Source organism: Methylocystis echinoides (genome assembly GCF_040687965.1).
GTDB lineage: Bacteria > Pseudomonadota > Alphaproteobacteria > Rhizobiales > Beijerinckiaceae > Methylocystis > Methylocystis echinoides_A.
Map to the genome: position 1 here is coordinate 3658986 of NZ_CP156084.1, position 17983 is coordinate 3676968.

Sequence of the window (17983 nt, forward strand, 5' to 3'; positions counted from 1 at the left end):
CAAATGATTTCCCGCTGCTTAATGGGATTGTCGAATCCTGTCGCTTCGAGTCGAATCGAATGTCGGCGGGAGAGCTGGAACTTAATCGCTCGCTCGTCCATTGCTCAAGCCGGGCGCTGTTTTGCGCGCGTGGTCGGAGCCGCTTGGGCGGGATCGTCCGGCCAGAGGTGGCGCGGATAGCGTCCTTTCATTTCCTTCTTCACGTCGCGCCAGGAGCCGGCCCAGAAGCTCGGCAGATCGCGGGTCGTCTGAATCGGCCGATGCGCCGGCGAGAGCAGTTCGAGGGTGAGCGGCGCGCGGCCGCGCGCGAGCGTGGGATGCTGCGCGAGGCCGTAGAGCTCCTGCACGCGCACAGAGAGCAGCGGGCCGTTGGGCGCGGCGTAATCGAGCGCGTGGCGCGCGCCCGCGGGCGTTTCGAAATGCGCGGGCGCTTCGGCGTCCAGGCGACGCATCATCTCGTATGGCAGCAACGCGGCCAGCGCCGCGTCGAGGTCGCCCGGCGTAATGTCGGCGAGCCCCCCGCGGCCCATGATAAAGGGCGCAAGCCAGTCCTCGGCGCATGACGCCAGCGCCAGATCGGAAAGGTCCGGCCATTCCGCGCCCTCCGCCCGGCGCAGAAACGCTACGCGGTCGCGCAGCTGCGCCTGGCCCTTCGTCCACGGCAGGCGCGAGATTGCGAGCTGCGCAATCCCGCGCGCCAGCGCCCGGGCGCCATCCTCGTTCGGCTCCACGGGAAGGTTCTGTTCGCTCAAGCGAATGGCGCCGAGCCGGCGGAAGCGGCGGCGCCGGAGGCTGGCGCTCGCGGCTTCGAAGACCGTCTCGTCTCGAAACTCAATTGTCCCCGCGCCGATCTTCTCCACCTCCTCCGCATCGAGCGCACAGGCGGCGAGGATGCGCGCCTGCGCGGCGCGGCCGGTGAGTTCCGCAATGGCGAGAAAAGGCGCGCGCGACAGCGGGTCCTCGACCGGAAGGCTCGCGGCGCGGCCATTGGCCATGAGGAAGTCGCCTTTATTGCCGCGCGATTTGGCGATGCGGTCGGGAAAAGCGAGGGCGATGAGCGCGCCTTCGGAGAGCCCCCGCCCCGGCCCTCCCGCGCCGACCGCTGGAGTTTGCGGCGGGGGCAGAGCCGCTTTGGCCAGACGCGCCCAGTTCGCCGCAAGTCGTCTTGCCTCCCGCGCCCGTTTGGACCCATCTCTCTGCATCCGCTCTAGGCGGTGCGATAGATCGGCGTCTGCGCCCCCGAGGCCCCGCTCCGAGAGCAGAATCGCCAGTTCCGCCGCCCGCTCGGCCTCGCCATGCCGCGCCGCGTCCAGGATCATGCGGGCGAGGCGCGGCGGCAGCGGCAGGGCGCGCAACGCCTTGCCTTCGTCGGTGAGCCGCCCCTCCGCGTCGAGCGCGCCGAGGTCGCGGTCGAGCGCGACGGCCTCTTTCCACGCCGGCGCCGGCGGTGGGTCGAGCCATGCGAGCTGGCCCGGATCGCTCACCCCCCAGGCCGCGAGATCAAGCGCCAGACCCGAGAGATCGGCGGCGAGGATTTCGGGCGCGGCGAAGGCGGGGAGCGCCGCGGTTTGGGGCTCGTCCCACAGGCGATAGCACACGCCGGGCTCGCTGCGCCCGGCGCGGCCGCGCCGCTGATCGACGCTGGCGCGGGCGGCGCGGACCGTCTCCAGCCGTGAGAGGCCGAGGTCCGGCTCGTAGAGCTGGACGCGCGACAGGCCTGAATCGATCACGATGCGCACGCCTTCAATGGTCAGCGACGTCTCGGCGATCGACGTCGCGAGCACCACCTTGAGGCGCCCCGGCGGCGCGGGAGAAATGGCGCGGTCCTGTTCGGCGCGATCGAGGGCGCCGTAAAGCGGCGCGATGTCGACGCCCTCGAGCCGCGCCTCGGCGAGGCGCGCGGCGACGCGCAGGATTTCCCCCTGCCCCGGCAGAAAGGCCAGAACCGAGCCCTTTTCCTCGCGCAGCGCCCGAAGGATGGCGCGCGTCACGGCGTCCTCGACGCGTTCATGGGCGTCGCGGCCGAGATAGCGCGTCTCCACCTCGAAGGCGCGGCCCTCGCTGACGATCGTCCGCGCGTCTCCCATCAGCGCCGCCACCCGCGCGCCGTCGAGCGTCGCCGACATGGCGACGAGGCGCAGATCGTCGCGCAGGCCCGACTGGGCGTCGAGGGCCAGCGCGAGCCCGAGGTCGGCGTCGAGCGAGCGCTCGTGGTATTCGTCGAAGAGAACGGCCGCGACGCCCTCGAGCGCCGGGTCGTCGAGGATCATGCGGGCGAAGACGCCTTCGGTGACGACTTCGATCCTCGTCTTGGCGGAGACCCGCGATTCCAGCCGCATGCGCAGGCCGACGGTCTCGCCGAGCCCCTCGCCGAGCGTCGCCGCCATGCGGCTCGCTGCCGCGCGGGCGGCGAGACGGCGAGGCTCGAGCAGAATGAGTTTGCGGCCCTGCGCCCAGGGGGCGTCGAGCAAAGCGAGCGGCGCCCGGGTCGTCTTGCCGGCGCCCGGCGGCGCAACGATCACCAGATTGGGAGATTGAGCGAGCGCCGCCTGTATGTCGGGCAATACGGCGTCGATCGGCAGAGCGTCTTGCGGGCGTGTCAAACTGCGGCTCGTTAAACAGCAAAAGGCGCCCCCTCCGCAGAGGGGACGCCTTTCATTAGCAGCCTTTGCGGCGTTACGCCGCCTGCTGGATCGCCGACAGCTTCCAGCCCTGCGGACCAGCGCCCGCGGGGCGACGGAAGGTCCAGACCTCGGTCGCCTCGGAGGGGCCCTGAGAGCCGGGCGCGGGCTTGCCCGTCGAACGGTCCTCCAGCACGTCGTTGAGCGCGAAGCGCATGGCGACGGTCGCATATTCGTCCGCGCCCTCGCGCCAAGCTTCCGAGAGGTCGCCCTGCAGCAGCTTCACGTCGGTGACGCGGTTGATCAGCCCCTTGCGGCGGTTGGCCTCGAGCTCCTCGTCGAAATGGCGGACCATTTCCGGCGTCGCAATGGCGCGCAGCGCGCCCATATCCTCGCGGCTATAGGCCGCCTGCGACGCGCCGAGCAGGCGCTCAAAGGCGTTGAAGTCCTCCGGCGCGACCTTGATCGGCGTCGTCGACGGGCGCTGCTGGCCCGCTCCGCCGCCGAAGCCGAACGGCCCCGCCCCGCCCGCGCGGCCGCCGAAGGGCGCGCCGCCGGTGAAGGAGAAGGTCGAGCCTTGCGGGCTGGCTCCCGCCGGCGCGTTGCGCCGCTGCCACCAGGCGAAGGCCATGCGCGCCAGGAAGACGATCAGGGCGATCTGCATCAGGACGCCGATGAAGGACATGAAGCCGCCGATGCCGCCGAAAAAGCCGTTGCCCGTCAGCATGCCGAGAAGGCCCGCGCCGAGCAGACCGCCGGCGAGGCCGCCGAGCAGACCGCGGCCGAAGGACGAACCGCCAAAGGCCGGGTTGTTCAAGCCCGGCTGGCCCATGCCATAGCCTGAGCGCGGCGTGTCGCTGCGCTCGAAGGGCGAGGCCATTCCCGGCGCGGTGCGGGTCGACGGCGGCGCAGACCAGCTTCGCGAGCCGCGGCTGCCGAAACTGCCGCCCCCGCCCATACGCGCCTCGGCGATGGCCGGCGCCAGCGCCAGCAGCGCCGCAAAAAGCAATGAAATCAGCGATCCGCGCTTTTGCGCAAGAAACCGCAACATTTGTGCATCCCCTTTTGTAGAGAGCGAGGCTCCCCATCGGGGGAGAATATAGGAACGGCGGCGGAAAGCTGCAAAGGGCGGCTCCTCATCCGACGCCGCTTTGCGGGGCCGGGCGAGGGGCCGCGCCGCTTTCACGGGCGCTCGCCCAGTGTTAGGTAACGGGCTCATCGATGAGCATAGCCAAGAGCCCATGCGCCCCTATCTCGACCTGCTCGACACGATCCTGCGCGACGGCGTGCGCAAAGAGGACCGAACGGGGACGGGCACGCTCTCGATCTTCGGCCATCAGATGCGCTTCGACCTGTCGAAGGGCTTTCCGCTCGTCACCACCAAGCGGTTGCATCTCAAGTCGGTGATCCACGAGCTCCTGTGGTTTCTGAAGGGCGACACCAATATCGAGTATCTGAAGGCCAACGGCGTCACCATCTGGGACGAATGGGCCGACGAAAAAGGCGATCTCGGCCCGGTCTATGGGAGCCAATGGCGCGCCTGGCCCACTCCGACCGGAGAGACGATCGACCAGATCGCCTGGCTCGTCGAGGAGATCCGGCGCAATCCCTTCTCGCGCCGGCTCATCGTCACCGCCTGGAACCCGGCGGAAATCGACAAAATGGCGCTCGCGCCCTGCCACTGCCTGTTCCAGTTCCATGTCGCCGAGATCGACGGGCATAAGCGGCTTTCCTGCCAGCTCTATCAGCGCTCCGCCGACGTTTTCCTGGGCGTCCCCTTCAATATTGCGAGCTATGCCCTTCTGACCCATATGGTGGCGCAGGTGACGGGCTGCGTCGCAGGCGATTTCGTTCACAGTTTCGGCGACGCCCATCTCTACCTCAACCATCTGGAGCAGGCGCGGCTGCAACTCACCCGCGCGCCGAGACCCCTGCCCCGGCTGGCGCTCAACCCCGCCGTCGGCTCGATCTTCGACTTCCGCTACGACGACATTACGATCGAGGGCTATGACCCCTGCCCGGCCATTCCCGCCCCCATCGCCGTCTGAAGGAGCCTCATGAACCCGAAACTCGTCGCCGTGGTGGCTCGCGCGCAAAATGGGGTGATCGGCGTCGGCAATGGCCTCCCCTGGCGGCTTTCCACCGATTTGAAGCGCTACAAGGCGCGGACCTGGGGCCGGCCGATGATCATGGGCCGCCGGACCTGGGACTCGATCGGCCGGCCACTCCCCGGCCGGGAGAGCGTCGTCGTCACCCGCCGCCCCGATTTCGACGCCCCCGGCGCTCATGTCGCCAGCACCATTGAAGAATCGCTCGAACTGGCGCGCCGAATCGCAATCCGTATGGGGTCGGACGAAATCATCGTGGCGGGAGGAGAGGAAATCTACCGCGCCCTGCTCGACCAAATTGCGATGATCGAACTCACCGAGGTTGACCTCGACATTCCGGGCGACGCGCATTTTCCCCTGCTCCACCCCACGGATTGGGAGGAAATCGCACGGGAAAGCCCCCCGCGCAGCGAAAGGGACGAGGCCGACTTCGCTTTCGTAACCCTCCTCCGGCGAGGCGGCGGGAAGATAAAATAACAGGCGGAGACCAGTTGCGAGAACGGCGCGCAATGGCTATAAGGCCCTCGAAAGCGGCCCGCGCGGCCGCCGGATCGGAGTGTAGCGCAGCCTGGTAGCGCACCTCGTTCGGGACGAGGGGGTCGGAGGTTCGAATCCTCTCACTCCGACCATGGCTTATCCGCAACCATTCGCTGAAATTCAAAAAGCCCCAGTTTGCGGGGCTTTTTTGTTGCTTAGCCGTCCTTGCGCGTTCGCGTTTGTTCACTACAATCCGCGCATCGTTGGCGGGTTAATTGGCGGGTCAGGTGCGGGGCAAGGACAGGCTCAGCGCTCGCTTCGTGGCGACGGCTCCGCCCGGCGAGCACCATGACGGCGGCGGGCTCTATCTTGTGGTATCTCCCACTGGCGCGCGCTCTTGGCTCTATCGCTTCCACCATGACGGCAAACGCCGCTTTATGGGACTCGGCTCATTTGCTGATGTGACACTCGCGCAGGCCCGTGACCTGCGCGACGAGGCCCGCAGGGTCCGCAACGCCGGCCGCAATCCGATCGATGAGCGCCGAGCCGCGCGGCAAGCGCAGGCCGGGCGCAAGACCTTTGGTGAGGTTGCCGGCGAACTTCTCGCGGCCAAGGCGCCCGAATGGACCAACTCCAAGCACGCGGAGCAATGGCGCTCGGCGCTTGTGACGGGCGCGGCGGCACTGTCCCCCCTGCCCGTCGAGGAAATCGACACAGAGGCAGTCCTCGCTGTCCTGCGGCCTGTCTGGCACGAGAAGCCCGAAAGCGCCTCCCGCCTTCGCCAGCGCATTGAGGCCGTGCTCGCCTACGCCGCCGCGCATGGGATGCGCTCCGGTCCTAACCCTGCAGCGTGGCGCGGCCATTTAGAGCACTTGCTGGCCAAGCGCGTGGGGGGAGAGCAAGGTCATCACGCGGCCCTTCCGTATGCGGAAGTTCCGGGCTTCGTCGCCCGGCTCCGCGCCATCGATACAGTCTCAGCCCGAGCGCTGGAATTTGCGATCCTGACGGCCGCGCGCTCCGGAGAGGTATATGGCGCCCTCTGGCCCGAAATAGATTCGAACGCGCGGCTGTGGGTCGTTCCGGCTGTCAGGATGAAAACCCGGCGCGAGCATCGCGTTCCGCTGGTCCCTCGCGCCCTCGATATCTTGGACGAAATGCAGGCTTTACGCGCGTCGGAATACGTATTCAGAGGCAGGAGGCGCGGAAGGCCGCTTTCACACGTTGCGATGGCCAACGTTATCGAACGCATGGGTATTGCCGGAGCGACGCCACATGGATTCCGAAGCGCTTTTCGGGATTGGGCCGGGGACCATACCGCGTTCCCCCGAGAAGTCGCCGAGGCAGCGCTTTCGCACATCATTGGGAACAAAGCAGAGCAGGCTTACAGGCGTGGCTCCGCGCTCGAAAAGAGGCGCGAGCTAATGACCGCATGGGCGCACTTTTTGGAAGCATGATACGACTGCAACGACGTTTTTTGCGAAGGGATGAATTCGAGGAAAACCCTGGCATGAACGCTGTTTCTACAGAGGGATGAGTTCATTTTGCTACTCCATGTAGCCTTGAGGTTCATCTTTTTGCGCGCAATCCTCCCGCCTCTCGTTGACACGCCAGATTCGCGTAGCAGGAGTAGGCAAAAATGGACCTGTTGAGGATTAAAGAGCGTCTGGACGCTGATGCGAATATCACGCCCGCTGAGTTCCAAGCGCTCGCGCATATCGGCAACACGAAATTCTATAAGGACATGCGGGCGGGTGCGATTAGGGTCCGTAGGTTCGGCGGCCGGAACATGATCACCGCCGCGGATGCAAAGGACTATCTCGCCGGCCGGCCGATGCGCCCGGATCCCGACGGCGCGCCTGCCTATATCCCGACCGGCTCGCGTAATCCCACTGGAAAGAACGGAAAGAAGAAGGCGGCCTGACGGGCCGCCTTTTCCACATCAAGGCAAGGCGCCCGTGTCGGGCGCATTCATTGTCACGAGGCGTAAAAGTGCACCCGCATGACGCGCCGGCGCTCCCGCGTCTTCAGGGAGGAGGCCGATGAACAACGACAAAAACGAAGCCGCCCGCGCTGGAGACGCGGGCGGCGGGGTCGAACGGGCGAAGGAAGTTGGAAGAGACCTTCAAGCGAAAGAATACACCTTCGCTCATCTCGGCGCAATCACCCGCAACCGCGAAGCGGAAGGGGGCGGCGCATGATTTATCAGGCTGGCCCCATAAAGCGCCGTCGCCGCACCAAAGCGCAAATCGAGCTGCTTAACGAGCAGATCGTTCAGGTGCTGCGGATGGATAATCCTCAGTCGGTCCGCCATGTCTTCTACCGCATGACGGATCCTCGGCTGCCCGAGCCGGTCGAGAAAACAGATGCAGGCTATGACCAAGTGCAGGCGCGCGTTGTTAAGCTGCGCCGCGATGGCGTGATCCCATATAATTGGATCGCCGACATGAGCCGACGCGGGTATTTCGTCGATACCTTCTCGGGCGCTGGCGATTTCGTTCGCCGTATGCGCAACCTCTATCGCTCCGATCTATGGGAAGATGCAGGCGTCACCGTAGAGGTTTGGTGCGAGTCCCGCTCGATCGCTAGCGTAATTCAAAGCGATTGCCGGGAACTTGCTGTTTCGCTTTATCCCTGCGGCGGCTTTTCCTCGATCAGCTTCGCCCACGAAGCGGCGCAAGAGCTCAACCGCACGGTGACGACCTACACCGACGACACCCGCGACCCCGTTGTCGTCCTCTACATCGGTGACTTCGACCCGGCGGGCGTGCTCATCGACGTGGCGCTGCAAAGGGAGCTGCGACAGCATCTCGACCCGGTCATTGATCTGCAATTCGTTCGGCTGGGGATTACGCCTGAACAGATTGCGGTTTACGGGCTTCCCGAGAAGCCCCGGAAGGCCGGCGACAGGCGGGCGCCGCATATCGAACGCACTGTCGAAGCGGAGGCCATGCCCGCTCATATTCTTCGCGGCCTTCTGCGTGAAGCGATTGAAGCACACTTGCCGCAAGACGCCCTTCGTATCGCGAAGGTCGCCGAGGAGTCCGAAAAGAAACATCTCGATAAGGTCGCGTCCATGCTCGATGGAGGCGCGAGATGACACGCGCAACAGAACCGGAAGGAAAGGCGAAGAATCGTCCTTGGCGCCGGCATTACCTAATCAATCGGCGCGCTACGTGGCTCAACAGCGTCATGGCGGACTGGCTTCTCGGTGGCCCTGCAAAAGCAGTCGCCTATGCCTTCACGCTTCATTTCGACGAAAAGACCATGCGTTGCCAGGTCAACCAAACGGACCTTGGACGCGCCGCCGGCATGCACCCCCGCAGGGTGCGAGATGCCATCACGCAGCTTGAGGCGAGAGGTTGGATCGAACGCAAGGACTGTGGCGTCCATGCTAACACCTATACGGCCATCGAGCAGACCGGAGAAGTCGACGAGAAAGGGACGCCGCCCGTTGCCATTGATAGGCCGAAAGCGTCCTCACAAGAAAACCCGATTGATGGGCTGAAAGCGTCCTCACAAGAAGACAACCTGACAGAGCAAAAGTCAGAACTGACAAACGGAATGTCAGAAAATTCCCCGCCCTTTGTGGGGACGGTTCCGGTCGATTGTGAGGACGGTTCCGGTCGATTGTCGGGCCGGTTTCAGCCTAACCTATCAGTAGAACAGTATCACAGGGCCGGCGCGGCGGCGCCCTTGGGCGCGCCGCCGACGCCGGACCATGAGTCTGTCAGTATTAATACTGGGATATCCGCAATCGCCGGCTCGAGCGCGCCTCAAAGGGCGCGCTCGCCGGCTCAGGATGATCTCCCTCCGCCGCCGCCGGCAAATCTGTTATTCCCCGGCGATGGTGATGAAGTCCTCATGGATGAACCAGAGTGTGTCGGAGATCCTCCAGCGCTCGACTTGGAATGCCTCGAGGACATTGTGGACACCGAGGCGTCGAGAGAGAAGCCGAATGGATGGGACGAATACGCCGCAACCATCTACCCGACCCCAGAGCTTCGCACGCATAAGCCCCGCAAAAGGCATCAGCGGGTTTTTGTGCCGGAGGAGCTATGAGCGCGCCCCTGCCACGCGACGCCCTCGCGCGCCTTGCGGCCGGCAAGGCGGATGCAGCGGACATCAAGGCGCTCGCTGCCGCAGCGCAGGCGAAAACGCTGCGTCTCGTCTATCCCAGAGGCGGCCGGAAGCAGATTGACGACTCCGCGGCGCTGGCTGAAGTCGCTGAGCACGTTCGAGAAGGGCTCTCGCCCCCGGCGGCGACGCGCCTCGTGGCGCGCGCCGCGCCCGGCCACAGCGTCGAAGCGACGCAAAAGAGGCTCCGACGCAAGTTCAAAAAAACCAGGAACAAAACTAATTAAGTTCCTTGCGCGGCATTCGATCGTCGCGAATGCTCAGCCATCGCAACAGATCGAGGCGCATATGGCGATGAAGAACCTCCCCGACTTTAACGAAGCGACCGGCCCGCATTCTGCGCGCTATTTCAAGGCCGCGGCTTTGTCAAAACGAATGCAGGAGCAGCGGAACAAACTGTTCGAGGAAGGTCAGGCGATCCGCAGGGAAAATCCTGGCACCTTCAGTCAAATGAACTATGAGTATGCGACGGTCAGGCCGCGCGAAATCAACGCTGCGGAGGCATTGGTCGCCGAGTTCGTTCGGCCCGAAGGCGAGGTGGCGCAGCCGGCGAGCGTTAATTCCGAAGCGTTGGCTCGAGGGCGAGAGATCGGCACGTCGACGCAGCAACTCGACGATGCGCTCCACCAGCTAGGCGAGAAGATGCTCGAGCTTCATGTCCGCAGCTGTAAAGAGTTTGTGCTCCTCCCGGAAGTCCAATCTGCCTATCGTCCGATCGGGGAGCGTATCTCCGTCGCCATCCTCGAGCTCGCCAGCGCCGTCGATGAGCATGATGCGTTCGTCGAAGCCCTGAGTAAGCGCGGGGTTCGTCACTTCTCATGGCTGGGGCCGATCGAGCGCCCATCCTGGAACACTATCCGCCGCATGCTTCGGAGCGCCGTTGAAGCCGGTCACATTACCAAGGACCAACTCGACAAGTGGAATGACAAGCAGTGAAGGTCAAAATCACACGGCCGCAGAGCGGCAATCCGTATAACACCTCGAAGCGCGTCGCGCGTCCCGCCGCGGGTTTCGGTGGCGACGTCCTCGGCGTCACGGTCCCGGAGGAGCGCCGACAGGTCGATCGCCCCAAGGCGCGAGCGCCGCTGCCGCGCCCCGTAAAAAATCGACCATCTTTCCTTTGGGAGTGGTGACCAATGCCAGGAAAATCAAAGCCTCCATTTCGCGCCAAGCGGAATGCACGCGGACACGAAACGCCGCGCATCATTCTTCCAGCGTTGACGCCCCGCGCTGCGGCAGCACGCGAGCGCGCCCTGGCCTTCCTTGCGGTCGGCGGCTTATCGCCGTTCCCCGATTTCAAGAACGTCCGGAACTCAGGGCGTGGATTTTGGTCGGGCCACTGATCGCGTGCCCCTTAGACCCCAGGGGAGGGTCAAAAGTCATACACCAAAGGGGTGCGTTACCGGCCAGGGTGTCACGCATGCGACCCACGCGCGCGCCGATGTCCAGAATTTTTCCTGTGTGACAGACAAGGCAAAGGAACTGCAAAACCTTGGCAAAAACCACGAAAGCACCTGCGCGCAAGCGGCGGCCACCTGCGTGCAACCCAGCGCGGACCTCGGCGCAGGCAGCCCGGACGTCAGTTGATCCTGTCGGCATCCTCGAGGAGATCGCCGGCAACAAGCGGTTGAAGCCGACTCCGAGGGTCGCAGCTGCCCGGGAGCTTTTGCGCTATCGCCTCGCTCTCGCAGCGATAAAAGCTGCTCCAAAAGTCGAAGAGCGGGGGAGCAACAAGGACATCGATCGCCTGACCGACGACATCAATCGCCGGGCGCTCGAACTCCTCAACGCTAGAGGCAACGCATGATCAAGGATGAATTCCCGAAGATTGGCGAGCATAAAGGCGTCGCGCTTCACGCATTCCAGAGCGAAGCGCGTCTAGCCGTCGTGCGGGGCGATATCGACGCTGTCGACGCGATGAGTGATTGGCAGGATCTGTGGCGCTTCGCCCAGGACCAGCGGCGCGCGCCAGAGGCGCGCATGTTTGCCGGAGCGAAGCTCCGCGTCATCCATGCCTTGGCCGCGGATGCGCGCGTCTCTCGGCCTGGATTTGATCTCGAACTTCTCGACGCGCTCACGTGTGCCCTCGATTCCGTAACCTGGGCTGACCCGGATCGTTACGGCCCCGATACAGACACCGACCATGACCGGCCACGGCGCGAAACGCCACTAGAAATCGGGCCGAGATACGAACGCAGGAAGGGCTAAAGTAATGGCAACCGAAAAGGTCGTCTCCGAAATCGAACTCCTTTTTCGCACGCAAAATGCGGATGGGGCGATCGCGTCGACCGAGAGGTTCACCAAGGCCCAGGAGAGCGCGGCGCGCTCGCTGAATACCGTCGCGCGCGCCCATGACGAAAATTACAAGCTGACGCAGGAGATCGTTAGGCAGGAACGCTTGCTCGAGCGCGCGCGCGCCCAGGGCTTGGAAAAGACGACCGCATATGCTGCGGCTGTCGAGCGCCTCGATGCGATGCATCGCCGGCTCAATGGCGCAATGAACGACAATGCGAAGGCGACCGGGCTTGCGCGCCACGAGCTGATCAACCTCGGCCGCCAAGCGCAGGACGTCGCGGTCTCCCTTGCCGGCGGCCAGTCGCCTTTGACGGTTCTGGCTCAGCAGGGCTCCCAGGTTTTCGATGTGCTGTCATCGAGCAAGGCGGGGGTCGGCGGGGCGCTGAAAAGCCTCGGAGAGAACCTCCTCGGTCTCGTAACGCCGGGGCGCGTGGCGACCGGCGGCCTGCTCGCCGGCTTCGCGGCGCTCGAATATGGGATTAGCCGAGCACAGAGCGCCCTTGCGGACCTGGGGCGGGCTCAGGAGACAAGCGGGGTTGGCGCGTCCCGCGTGCTAGCCGCGCGCGGGGTTGGCGCGGGCGTTGGGCTGGACAGCAAGGGGGTTCAAGGGGCGCTGGATCAGGCCAACCAGCAATTCGAGAAATTCAAGCTCGGGTCCGGCGAGGTCCGATCGGCGCTGGAAAAGATCGACGGGCGCTTCGTGCTGCTCGGGGAGCGCGCGAAGACCACGGGCGAGTTCATTGAATTTGTCGGGGAGAAAATCCGCGAGCTGTCCCGAGAAGAAGGGCTGGATCTCGCCAAGCGGCTGTTTGGCGATGACGCCGGCGCAAAGTTCTATGAGAGCTTGCGCAATGGCGAGCTGGCCATGAAGGCCCTGGACGAGGCCGCGCAAAAGACCGGGGTTTCGTTCGCGGACGGTCCGGCGAAGGCCGCCCTGGATATGCAGCGCGAGATTGAGAGGGCGGCCGAGCTGTCCGATCAGAAGCTGTTCGCCGCGTTCGGGCGCTTGTCGAGCCCTCTGCAGGGCGTGTCGCTTCTCTGGCAAGAGATCAAGGGCGGGATTGCCGACGCGGCGATTGCGGCCACTGAGTTCTACAATGCGATCCGCGACGGCGGGAAGATGGCCGGGCCCGTCGCCGGCGCGCAGGGCCGCTCGATCGACCAGTATATGGCCGACAATAATCTGAACGGGCCTGGCCTCCCCGAGTGGCGGCCTGGGTCGGTTGGAATGCCGGGCGTTCCGGTTGGGATGGGCGCGACGCAGCGCGCCTTCACGGCTTGGAATAACGACGGCCTGGGCCCGATGGAGCGGAAGAAGAAGCGCGGGTCGGGCCGCCATGCGAAGACAGACGAGGAGCGCGCGGCCGATAATTACGCCAATGTGACGCGCGACCTCGAGCACCAATTGTCGCTGGCCCAGGCGATCGGCGACGCGAACGATGCCGTCGCCCTGAAGGTCAAAATTGAGAACGAGCAACACAAGATCGGCGTCGCCGCGACCAAAGAGCAGAAGGACAACGTGGCCGCTCTTGTGACGAAGATCGATGAGGCCGAGAAAGCTCAAAAGAAGCTGAACGAACAGGCGAAAGCCTTCAATGAGGCCTACAGCTCCGTAGCCGGTTCACTCTCCGGCGGCTTCAAGGAAATCTTGAAGGGCGGCAAGCCCGGCGACGTCTTGAAGAAGGGGCTCGACTTCGCCGGCGATAACATCCTCGACGCCGCGCTGACGGGCTCCGGGCCGTTCGCCAAGATCATGGGGACGGAAGGGAAAGACGGCGCCGTTGGCGGCATCTTCGGCGAGATCGTCAAGGCGCTCCATCTCGGCGCCGAGCGGAAGACGCAGACCATGAATGTCCAAGCTGCAAGCGTCAATGTCGTCGGCGGTGACGGCCTAGGCGACATTGGCAGCGGCATGGGGAAGGCCGTCAGCGGGGCCGCCGATTTCTTCTCGAAGTTATTGCCATTTGCGGACGGCGGCGTCATGACGTCGAGGGGGGCTCTGCCGCTCAACCGATATGCCGGCGGCGGCGTGGCGAACAAGCCGCAGCTAGCGTTGTTCGGGGAAGGCGCGGGCCCCGAGGCCTTCGTTCCGCTGCCCGACGGGCGCTCTATCCCGGTCTCGATGCAGGGCGGGCCGCAGAGCGGCGGCAATGTCTATATCTCCAATTATTCCGGCGCTGATGTTCAGGCCGAGCAAAAACCTAATGGCGATTGGGAAATCATGATCGACCGGAAGATCGCGGAGAATAATGCGCGGCTCCCTTCGATGATGCGCGATCACATGCGGAGAGAGGTTTGAGCGTTTGGCGCAACTGACCCCAAATTTGGACCCGAAGGATCCGAGGGGACGGGCGCCCAGCGCAAAGTCTGCCCGCTGAGCCTTCTCTTGCGCCACCGCGTCTCGCGGTATTTTTTCCTATAAGCCCGGCCTCCTGCTGGGACTAGGAACGCTCCGACCGTGGATGTATCGGCGGGGCGATTTCATTTTTACTTCGTGAGTTCGTCAGCCGCTCGACACGCCTGGCAGATACAGTCTTCCAGTCGGGGTTTAGCGCCCTCGACGGAACCTCCTTCGGCCCCAGTGTATCGAGTTTGGGGCCGTTTTTTCGAGCCGAAAACACCTCGACGCCGCGGGACGCTTCTGGTGCCGGCGGGTCGGGCCCGCACTCCTCATGGTGACTCGACTTGTATCGGATCGTCGTCAGGATCGAGCCGGTTGTTGCCGCCATTGATGACGAAAAGACCAGCCAAGACCAGGGCCCAGGTGAGCACGATTATGAGTACGTAGCGAGCCATCCCCTCCCGGTCCTCGCGTTGAGTGCATCCGCCCCGAAAGAGCCCCGGCTGGGGCTAGCAACCGAGGCTCTGCCGCAAGCCTGGAGTGGTAGGGGTCACGCCAGCGGCCCCTCTTCTTACACGCCTCAGCTTGCCGTGGTGTTTCTCGACCTTTTCAGAAGACTAGGGGACGCTTGCCAAGCTCGCTTCACGCGATAACTCATAAAGAGCGCGGCAATCTTGCCTTTGGCCGCGCCACCTGCCGGGCTAAAAGCAGGGGTACGACTGGCGGCCGGGTTCCCCGCAACACTCTGACCGCCAGTCTAGCTGTGAGATTCCGCCCACGCCAACCGTGGTCCCCGCGACCGCTGAAGCCCCCGTGCGCAAGAGCGTAGAATCCACAATAGCGCAAAGTCGTTGAGAGCGTACCGTTGAACGGTCCGTGCCTACGGATATCGGCCGACGGTCCGAACCTATATTGCAGGCTCCGGACCGTCGGCCGATTTGCTCTTGAGGCTCCGGCCCTCAGTCTTCCTCCCTGTTCCTCGCCGCGTATGCCTCGATCAGCTCAGCGACGTCGGGAAGAAGTTCCTTCGTGCCCTTCTTGAAAAGCCCTGGCAAATGGCCCGACCGGATCATCGCGTGTCTTTTTTCTCTCGCCTTCCTTGCAAGACGGAAAGCTTCACTTTCGTGGCGTCTCTTCTGCATTCGTCTTTAGATAGGGCTCAGTCGCCCCGCCGCTCAAAAACAAATTGTGCGATGCGGGAACTACGTAAAGCGACTTTGGTTTTGCTCCAGGAGGAGGTTGCTTGGGGAAGTAAAATGCAGTCTTTCAAGGACGAGGACAGCGAAGCACGCGAGGCGTTGCTAGTCATGCAAAGCCTTGGCGACGCGGTACGTCTTTCGAATACAGTTCATGAGCTACTGCCGCGGGATATGGCATTGCTTCTTCTACGTCTCGCTTTGGCGCAATTTCTACGCGACGCGGCCGAGCAGGTAGCGAACGAAGCTGGCCCTGAGTAATTACTCTGCCGAGTGGCGCGGGCCGGCGCCATTGAAGGGTGTCATCCTCCATTGGGCTCCTTCTTCAACCGACCCCCGCCTTGCTCCCATTGGACGGAACAACGCCTGCGGCTTCGCGCGCCCGTTCATAATTTGTGGCGATGCGCATAAGGATCGCGGCGGCGAGCAAACCATCATCGCCAAGATTCATGCCGGCCAGGCGCTCAGCGGTTTCCTTAAGCCTTTCGGCGGTCTCCGCCGTCAACTTCATTTCGACTGTCAGTTTCACTGCCGCTGCTCCTCGAACCCGGTCGCCTTACGGCCCGCGCACTCGCCGCATCACTGGCGTTTCTTAAGGCAGACGCAGAGCTCTCCGTTGTCGTCCCGGAATTCAACGCCGGCCGCCTCAAGGGCGACTTCGATAGTCGCTACCAAGCATTCATCAACCGAACGTCCGTTTTCGAATTCCTGAATGGTAGAAAGGCTTAGGTCGGCCATGTCGGCCAAATGCTCTTGGGTCAATCCAAGGAGCTCTCTGGCCGCGCGCGATTGTGCTGGTATCATCTTTCCCCTCTTCGCATTTCGTCGCTGCCCGCGCGCCTCTACCGCTAACCCGCATCCATTACTGGGCGCTTATCTGGCGGGAAATGCTGGCCGGGGTCGTCGATCCAGAGGACCGTGAGCCCTGCATGCTCAGCATAGGCGAGCGCCTGCAGGAATGCCTTCTCGACCGGCATACGTTCAGAGAAGGCGTCGGGGTGTGCACTCTGGCCGAAGACCTCAACCGCGATGCGAGCGAACACATGCGGCTCGACATCGGCGTCGTGGCGCACATGCACGGCAAGGATCGGCCCATTCGGAAGGGCGCTGCGGTGCTCGACTATTCTGACCATGCGCGCCTCCTGTCGGCCTACTCGTCGTTCTCGGCGTTGAGCTCGTCGAGCGGGATCGTCGTCGGGGCTGCGTTGTCCTGACGGGCCTTCCTTAGCCGCACGCCCGGCCCTTCCCCGTTTTCATCCACAAAGATCACGCCGGCGGCCTCCAGGGCGGCGCGGATGGCGGCCAGGTTGTTGGCATACCCGGGGGCGGGACCAACCGCCGCCTCTATACGCTTCAGCGTCGGGGTGGAGATATTCGCTCTTTCGGCCAGCTCCGGCTGCGTCATGCCGACAAGCGTTCTGGCCGCTGCTATTTGCCGTCCCGTGAGCCTCGCCTTATTCATTCGTATTGACCTTATCCAAACGTATTGACTTCGGACCAGAAGTCGAGCTAATAGTATCACGTCAAGACTATCGCCTAAAGCACAACCAACGCGGAGACCACCATTTCCGCGAACGGGAAAGCCATGCCTATGCCTGACCAGACCCCCACCTTCCTCTGCTTCCTCGCCCCTTTCGCCCTCTTGTGGCTCGCCTTCGCCGTCGCCGAGACGCGCCGCGCGGTGGCCTCCGTCCGCGTCAAGGGAGGCCGCAATGGCTGAGCGCCTCGACATGCCGGATGTTGTCTTGCGCGTCGGCCGCGTCTTGCAGAAGGCCAGGGCGCTCAACCTGATTGCCGACGAGCTGGCTGCGAACCATCTCGATGAAGCCGAAGCCCAGGCGCTGGATTGGGTGACGCGCGAAATTCTGAACGACGTGCGCAACCTCTACGAGGATCTCGCCGCCCATCTTCGAGCCGATAAGCAGCCTTTTTCTACGGCTGCACTCGATGAGCAGGAAGCTGAGCAAAATCCAAGAAAGCCGAGGGCTGGCGCGTGACCCTTATCGAGCTCCCCCGGCGCCGCGGCGCTCCCCGCGCATTTGTTGAGCCGCCGGCGGGGCTAGAAAGGCGCGTCAACCGCGCCCTCGACGCGCTCGGCGACCTTCCAGAGGGGCTCGATCTCCCCGGCCTTGAGGATCTCGCTGGCGCGCTCATCGCGATCGCCGACGAGCTCCAGGGCGACGTCGACATTGAGCCCGACGAGGACTGCGCCGAGGACGAGGCGCTCCCCTTGTTTGCTTTCGCCGCGCGCGCCGGGCCGCCGTAGGCACCCGCCTCAACCATCACCCAGTCACCGGCTCCCCGTGCGCGGGAGAGCCCTTCCCGTTGGTCGGTCACGACGGCAGCGGCGGGACGACTATTGGCCGAGCTGTGGGGCGTCTCCATGCGGCCGGGGCAGTCCGAAAGATCGAAGCCCGGAGACCGGCGCGACGGCAGCGCCGCAAGTAGCGATCGACCGACGGGGCACCGCCTGCACCCATCGGGCCTGATGCGACGGCCGGCTCCGACCGAGCAAGATCGCAGGGCACGGGAACGCGGCTCCGGCGCGCTGGGGCTGGCGTCCTATGCCCTCGCTCCGGCCTCACCAACCGAGCAAGAGCCTATGCAGTTATCCCTCCTGAAAGGCGTGCGCGCGAGGGCGACCGGGTAGCCAAGCTCGCAGCCTTGGTCGAGAGGATGGCGGCCGAGAAACGATCAACTCGGCAGATCGCCGAGGCCGTGCGGGCCTTTGCTGGGGAGAGGGATGAGGCCGCTCCGGGGCCGCTCGTGTGGATCGCCAGCGGCACGCCGGAATGGGCGGCCTGGACAGCC

General features: G+C 64.2%; 22 protein-coding genes and 1 tRNA gene. 17 read left to right on the plus strand and 6 right to left on the minus strand.

Annotated features, from left to right (window positions below):
- Positions 1-104 precede the first annotated feature (104 nt).
- Together hrpB and RVU70_RS18085 are read right to left on the minus strand one after the other, a co-directional pair.
- Positions 105-2603, minus strand: coding sequence for an ATP-dependent helicase HrpB (gene hrpB, locus RVU70_RS18080; protein WP_363348825.1), 2499 nt, complete (start codon positions 2601-2603; stop codon positions 105-107).
- A 73-nt stretch (positions 2604-2676) separates the two neighbouring features.
- Entirely contained in the window at positions 2677-3672 is a 996-nt protein-coding gene (locus RVU70_RS18085) for a Tim44-like domain-containing protein (protein WP_363348827.1), read from the minus strand.
- 190 nt (positions 3673-3862) lie between these two features.
- Between RVU70_RS18085 and RVU70_RS18090 the strand changes: the two genes are divergently transcribed.
- The 14 genes from RVU70_RS18090 (at position 3863) to RVU70_RS18155 (ending at position 15433) form a co-directional block, all read left to right on the plus strand.
- Complete coding sequence (locus RVU70_RS18090) at positions 3863-4669, plus strand: thymidylate synthase (RefSeq protein ID WP_363348829.1); 807 nt, start codon at positions 3863-3865, stop codon at positions 4667-4669.
- Between the two features lie 9 nt (positions 4670-4678).
- Positions 4679-5206, plus strand: a complete 528-nt coding sequence (locus tag RVU70_RS18095; RefSeq protein WP_363348831.1) for a dihydrofolate reductase — start codon at positions 4679-4681, stop codon at positions 5204-5206.
- A gap of 75 nt (positions 5207-5281) precedes the next feature.
- Positions 5282-5358, plus strand: a tRNA-Pro gene (locus tag RVU70_RS18100).
- Between the two features lie 123 nt (positions 5359-5481).
- Entirely contained in the window at positions 5482-6660 is a 1179-nt protein-coding gene (locus tag RVU70_RS18105; protein ID WP_363348833.1) for a phage integrase central domain-containing protein, read from the plus strand.
- Positions 6661-6842: 182 nt separating this feature from the next.
- Positions 6843-7127, plus strand: coding sequence for a hypothetical protein (locus RVU70_RS18110; protein ID WP_363348835.1), 285 nt, complete (start codon positions 6843-6845; stop codon positions 7125-7127).
- A gap of 118 nt (positions 7128-7245) precedes the next feature.
- On the plus strand, positions 7246-7404 hold the full coding sequence (locus tag RVU70_RS18115; protein WP_363348837.1) for a hypothetical protein: 159 nt from the start codon (positions 7246-7248) through the stop codon (positions 7402-7404).
- The gene (locus RVU70_RS18120) at positions 7401-8303 is read left to right on the plus strand and encodes a hypothetical protein (protein WP_363348839.1); all 903 of its coding nucleotides are present in this window, start codon (positions 7401-7403) and stop codon (positions 8301-8303) included. The genes RVU70_RS18115 and RVU70_RS18120 overlap by 4 nt, the downstream gene beginning before the upstream one ends.
- Positions 8300-9265: a hypothetical protein gene (locus RVU70_RS18125; RefSeq protein ID WP_363348841.1), complete on the plus strand. Its 966-nt coding sequence runs from the start codon at positions 8300-8302 to the stop codon at positions 9263-9265. Before RVU70_RS18120 ends, RVU70_RS18125 begins: the two co-directional genes overlap by 4 nt.
- Complete coding sequence (locus RVU70_RS18130; RefSeq protein WP_363348843.1) at positions 9262-9567, plus strand: hypothetical protein; 306 nt, start codon at positions 9262-9264, stop codon at positions 9565-9567. Before RVU70_RS18125 ends, RVU70_RS18130 begins: the two co-directional genes overlap by 4 nt.
- 61 nt (positions 9568-9628) lie before the next feature.
- On the plus strand, positions 9629-10276 hold the full coding sequence (locus tag RVU70_RS18135; RefSeq protein ID WP_363348845.1) for a hypothetical protein: 648 nt from the start codon (positions 9629-9631) through the stop codon (positions 10274-10276).
- Positions 10277-10832: 556 nt separating this feature from the next.
- Complete coding sequence (locus tag RVU70_RS18140) at positions 10833-11147, plus strand: hypothetical protein (RefSeq protein WP_363348847.1); 315 nt, start codon at positions 10833-10835, stop codon at positions 11145-11147.
- Complete coding sequence (locus RVU70_RS18145; protein ID WP_363348849.1) at positions 11144-11548, plus strand: hypothetical protein; 405 nt, start codon at positions 11144-11146, stop codon at positions 11546-11548. Before RVU70_RS18140 ends, RVU70_RS18145 begins: the two co-directional genes overlap by 4 nt.
- A gap of 4 nt (positions 11549-11552) precedes the next feature.
- Positions 11553-13934: a phage tail length tape measure family protein gene (locus RVU70_RS18150; RefSeq protein ID WP_363348851.1), complete on the plus strand. Its 2382-nt coding sequence runs from the start codon at positions 11553-11555 to the stop codon at positions 13932-13934.
- A gap of 1298 nt (positions 13935-15232) precedes the next feature.
- On the plus strand, positions 15233-15433 hold the full coding sequence (locus RVU70_RS18155; protein WP_363348853.1) for a hypothetical protein: 201 nt from the start codon (positions 15233-15235) through the stop codon (positions 15431-15433).
- 64 nt (positions 15434-15497) lie between these two features.
- Here the strand turns inward: RVU70_RS18155 and RVU70_RS18160 are convergent, their stop codons facing one another.
- The 4 genes from RVU70_RS18160 to RVU70_RS18175 are packed head-to-tail and all read right to left on the minus strand — an operon-like array spanning position 15498 to position 16634.
- Positions 15498-15701 carry a hypothetical protein gene (locus RVU70_RS18160; RefSeq protein WP_363348855.1) on the minus strand — a complete coding sequence of 68 codons (204 nt, stop codon included), beginning with the start codon at positions 15699-15701 and terminating at the stop codon, positions 15498-15500.
- 50 nt (positions 15702-15751) lie between these two features.
- Positions 15752-15976 (minus strand): helix-turn-helix transcriptional regulator, encoded by a 225-nt coding sequence (locus RVU70_RS18165; RefSeq protein WP_363348857.1) that lies wholly within the window; start codon positions 15974-15976, stop codon positions 15752-15754.
- A 44-nt stretch (positions 15977-16020) separates the two neighbouring features.
- Positions 16021-16305: a hypothetical protein gene (locus tag RVU70_RS18170; protein ID WP_363348859.1), complete on the minus strand. Its 285-nt coding sequence runs from the start codon at positions 16303-16305 to the stop codon at positions 16021-16023.
- Positions 16306-16322: 17 nt separating this feature from the next.
- On the minus strand, positions 16323-16634 hold the full coding sequence (locus RVU70_RS18175) for a helix-turn-helix transcriptional regulator (protein WP_363348861.1): 312 nt from the start codon (positions 16632-16634) through the stop codon (positions 16323-16325).
- Positions 16635-16763: 129 nt separating this feature from the next.
- Here RVU70_RS18175 and RVU70_RS18180 point away from each other — a divergent pair, with 129 nt between their 5' ends.
- The 3 genes from RVU70_RS18180 to RVU70_RS18190 are packed head-to-tail and all read left to right on the plus strand — an operon-like array spanning position 16764 to position 17438.
- Positions 16764-16892: a hypothetical protein gene (locus RVU70_RS18180; RefSeq protein WP_363348863.1), complete on the plus strand. Its 129-nt coding sequence runs from the start codon at positions 16764-16766 to the stop codon at positions 16890-16892.
- Entirely contained in the window at positions 16885-17169 is a 285-nt protein-coding gene (locus tag RVU70_RS18185; RefSeq protein ID WP_363348865.1) for a hypothetical protein, read from the plus strand. Before RVU70_RS18180 ends, RVU70_RS18185 begins: the two co-directional genes overlap by 8 nt.
- Entirely contained in the window at positions 17166-17438 is a 273-nt protein-coding gene (locus RVU70_RS18190; RefSeq protein ID WP_363348867.1) for a hypothetical protein, read from the plus strand. Before RVU70_RS18185 ends, RVU70_RS18190 begins: the two co-directional genes overlap by 4 nt.
- Positions 17439-17983 lie beyond the last annotated feature (545 nt).

Bases quoted from the DNA above. Each gene is read 5' to 3' on its own strand.
- RVU70_RS18085 (WP_363348827.1), bottom strand. From the start codon at position 3,672: ATGTTGCGGTTTCTTGCGCAAAAGCGCGGATCGCTGATTTCATTGCTT.
- RVU70_RS18090 (WP_363348829.1), top strand. From the start codon at position 3,863: ATGCGCCCCTATCTCGACCTGCTCGACACGATCCTGCGCGACGGCGTG.
- RVU70_RS18095 (WP_363348831.1), top strand. From the start codon at position 4,679: ATGAACCCGAAACTCGTCGCCGTGGTGGCTCGCGCGCAAAATGGGGTG.
- RVU70_RS18110 (WP_363348835.1), top strand. From the start codon at position 6,843: ATGGACCTGTTGAGGATTAAAGAGCGTCTGGACGCTGATGCGAATATC.
- RVU70_RS18115 (WP_363348837.1), top strand. From the start codon at position 7,246: ATGAACAACGACAAAAACGAAGCCGCCCGCGCTGGAGACGCGGGCGGC.
- RVU70_RS18120 (WP_363348839.1), top strand. From the start codon at position 7,401: ATGATTTATCAGGCTGGCCCCATAAAGCGCCGTCGCCGCACCAAAGCG.
- RVU70_RS18125 (WP_363348841.1), top strand. From the start codon at position 8,300: ATGACACGCGCAACAGAACCGGAAGGAAAGGCGAAGAATCGTCCTTGG.
- RVU70_RS18130 (WP_363348843.1), top strand. From the start codon at position 9,262: ATGAGCGCGCCCCTGCCACGCGACGCCCTCGCGCGCCTTGCGGCCGGC.
- RVU70_RS18135 (WP_363348845.1), top strand. From the start codon at position 9,629: ATGGCGATGAAGAACCTCCCCGACTTTAACGAAGCGACCGGCCCGCAT.
- RVU70_RS18145 (WP_363348849.1), top strand. From the start codon at position 11,144: ATGATCAAGGATGAATTCCCGAAGATTGGCGAGCATAAAGGCGTCGCG.
- RVU70_RS18150 (WP_363348851.1), top strand. From the start codon at position 11,553: ATGGCAACCGAAAAGGTCGTCTCCGAAATCGAACTCCTTTTTCGCACG.
- RVU70_RS18155 (WP_363348853.1), top strand. From the start codon at position 15,233: ATGCAGTCTTTCAAGGACGAGGACAGCGAAGCACGCGAGGCGTTGCTA.
- RVU70_RS18165 (WP_363348857.1), bottom strand. From the start codon at position 15,976: ATGATACCAGCACAATCGCGCGCGGCCAGAGAGCTCCTTGGATTGACC.
- RVU70_RS18170 (WP_363348859.1), bottom strand. From the start codon at position 16,305: ATGGTCAGAATAGTCGAGCACCGCAGCGCCCTTCCGAATGGGCCGATC.
- RVU70_RS18175 (WP_363348861.1), bottom strand. From the start codon at position 16,634: ATGAATAAGGCGAGGCTCACGGGACGGCAAATAGCAGCGGCCAGAACG.
- RVU70_RS18180 (WP_363348863.1), top strand. From the start codon at position 16,764: ATGCCTGACCAGACCCCCACCTTCCTCTGCTTCCTCGCCCCTTTCGCC.
- RVU70_RS18185 (WP_363348865.1), top strand. From the start codon at position 16,885: ATGGCTGAGCGCCTCGACATGCCGGATGTTGTCTTGCGCGTCGGCCGC.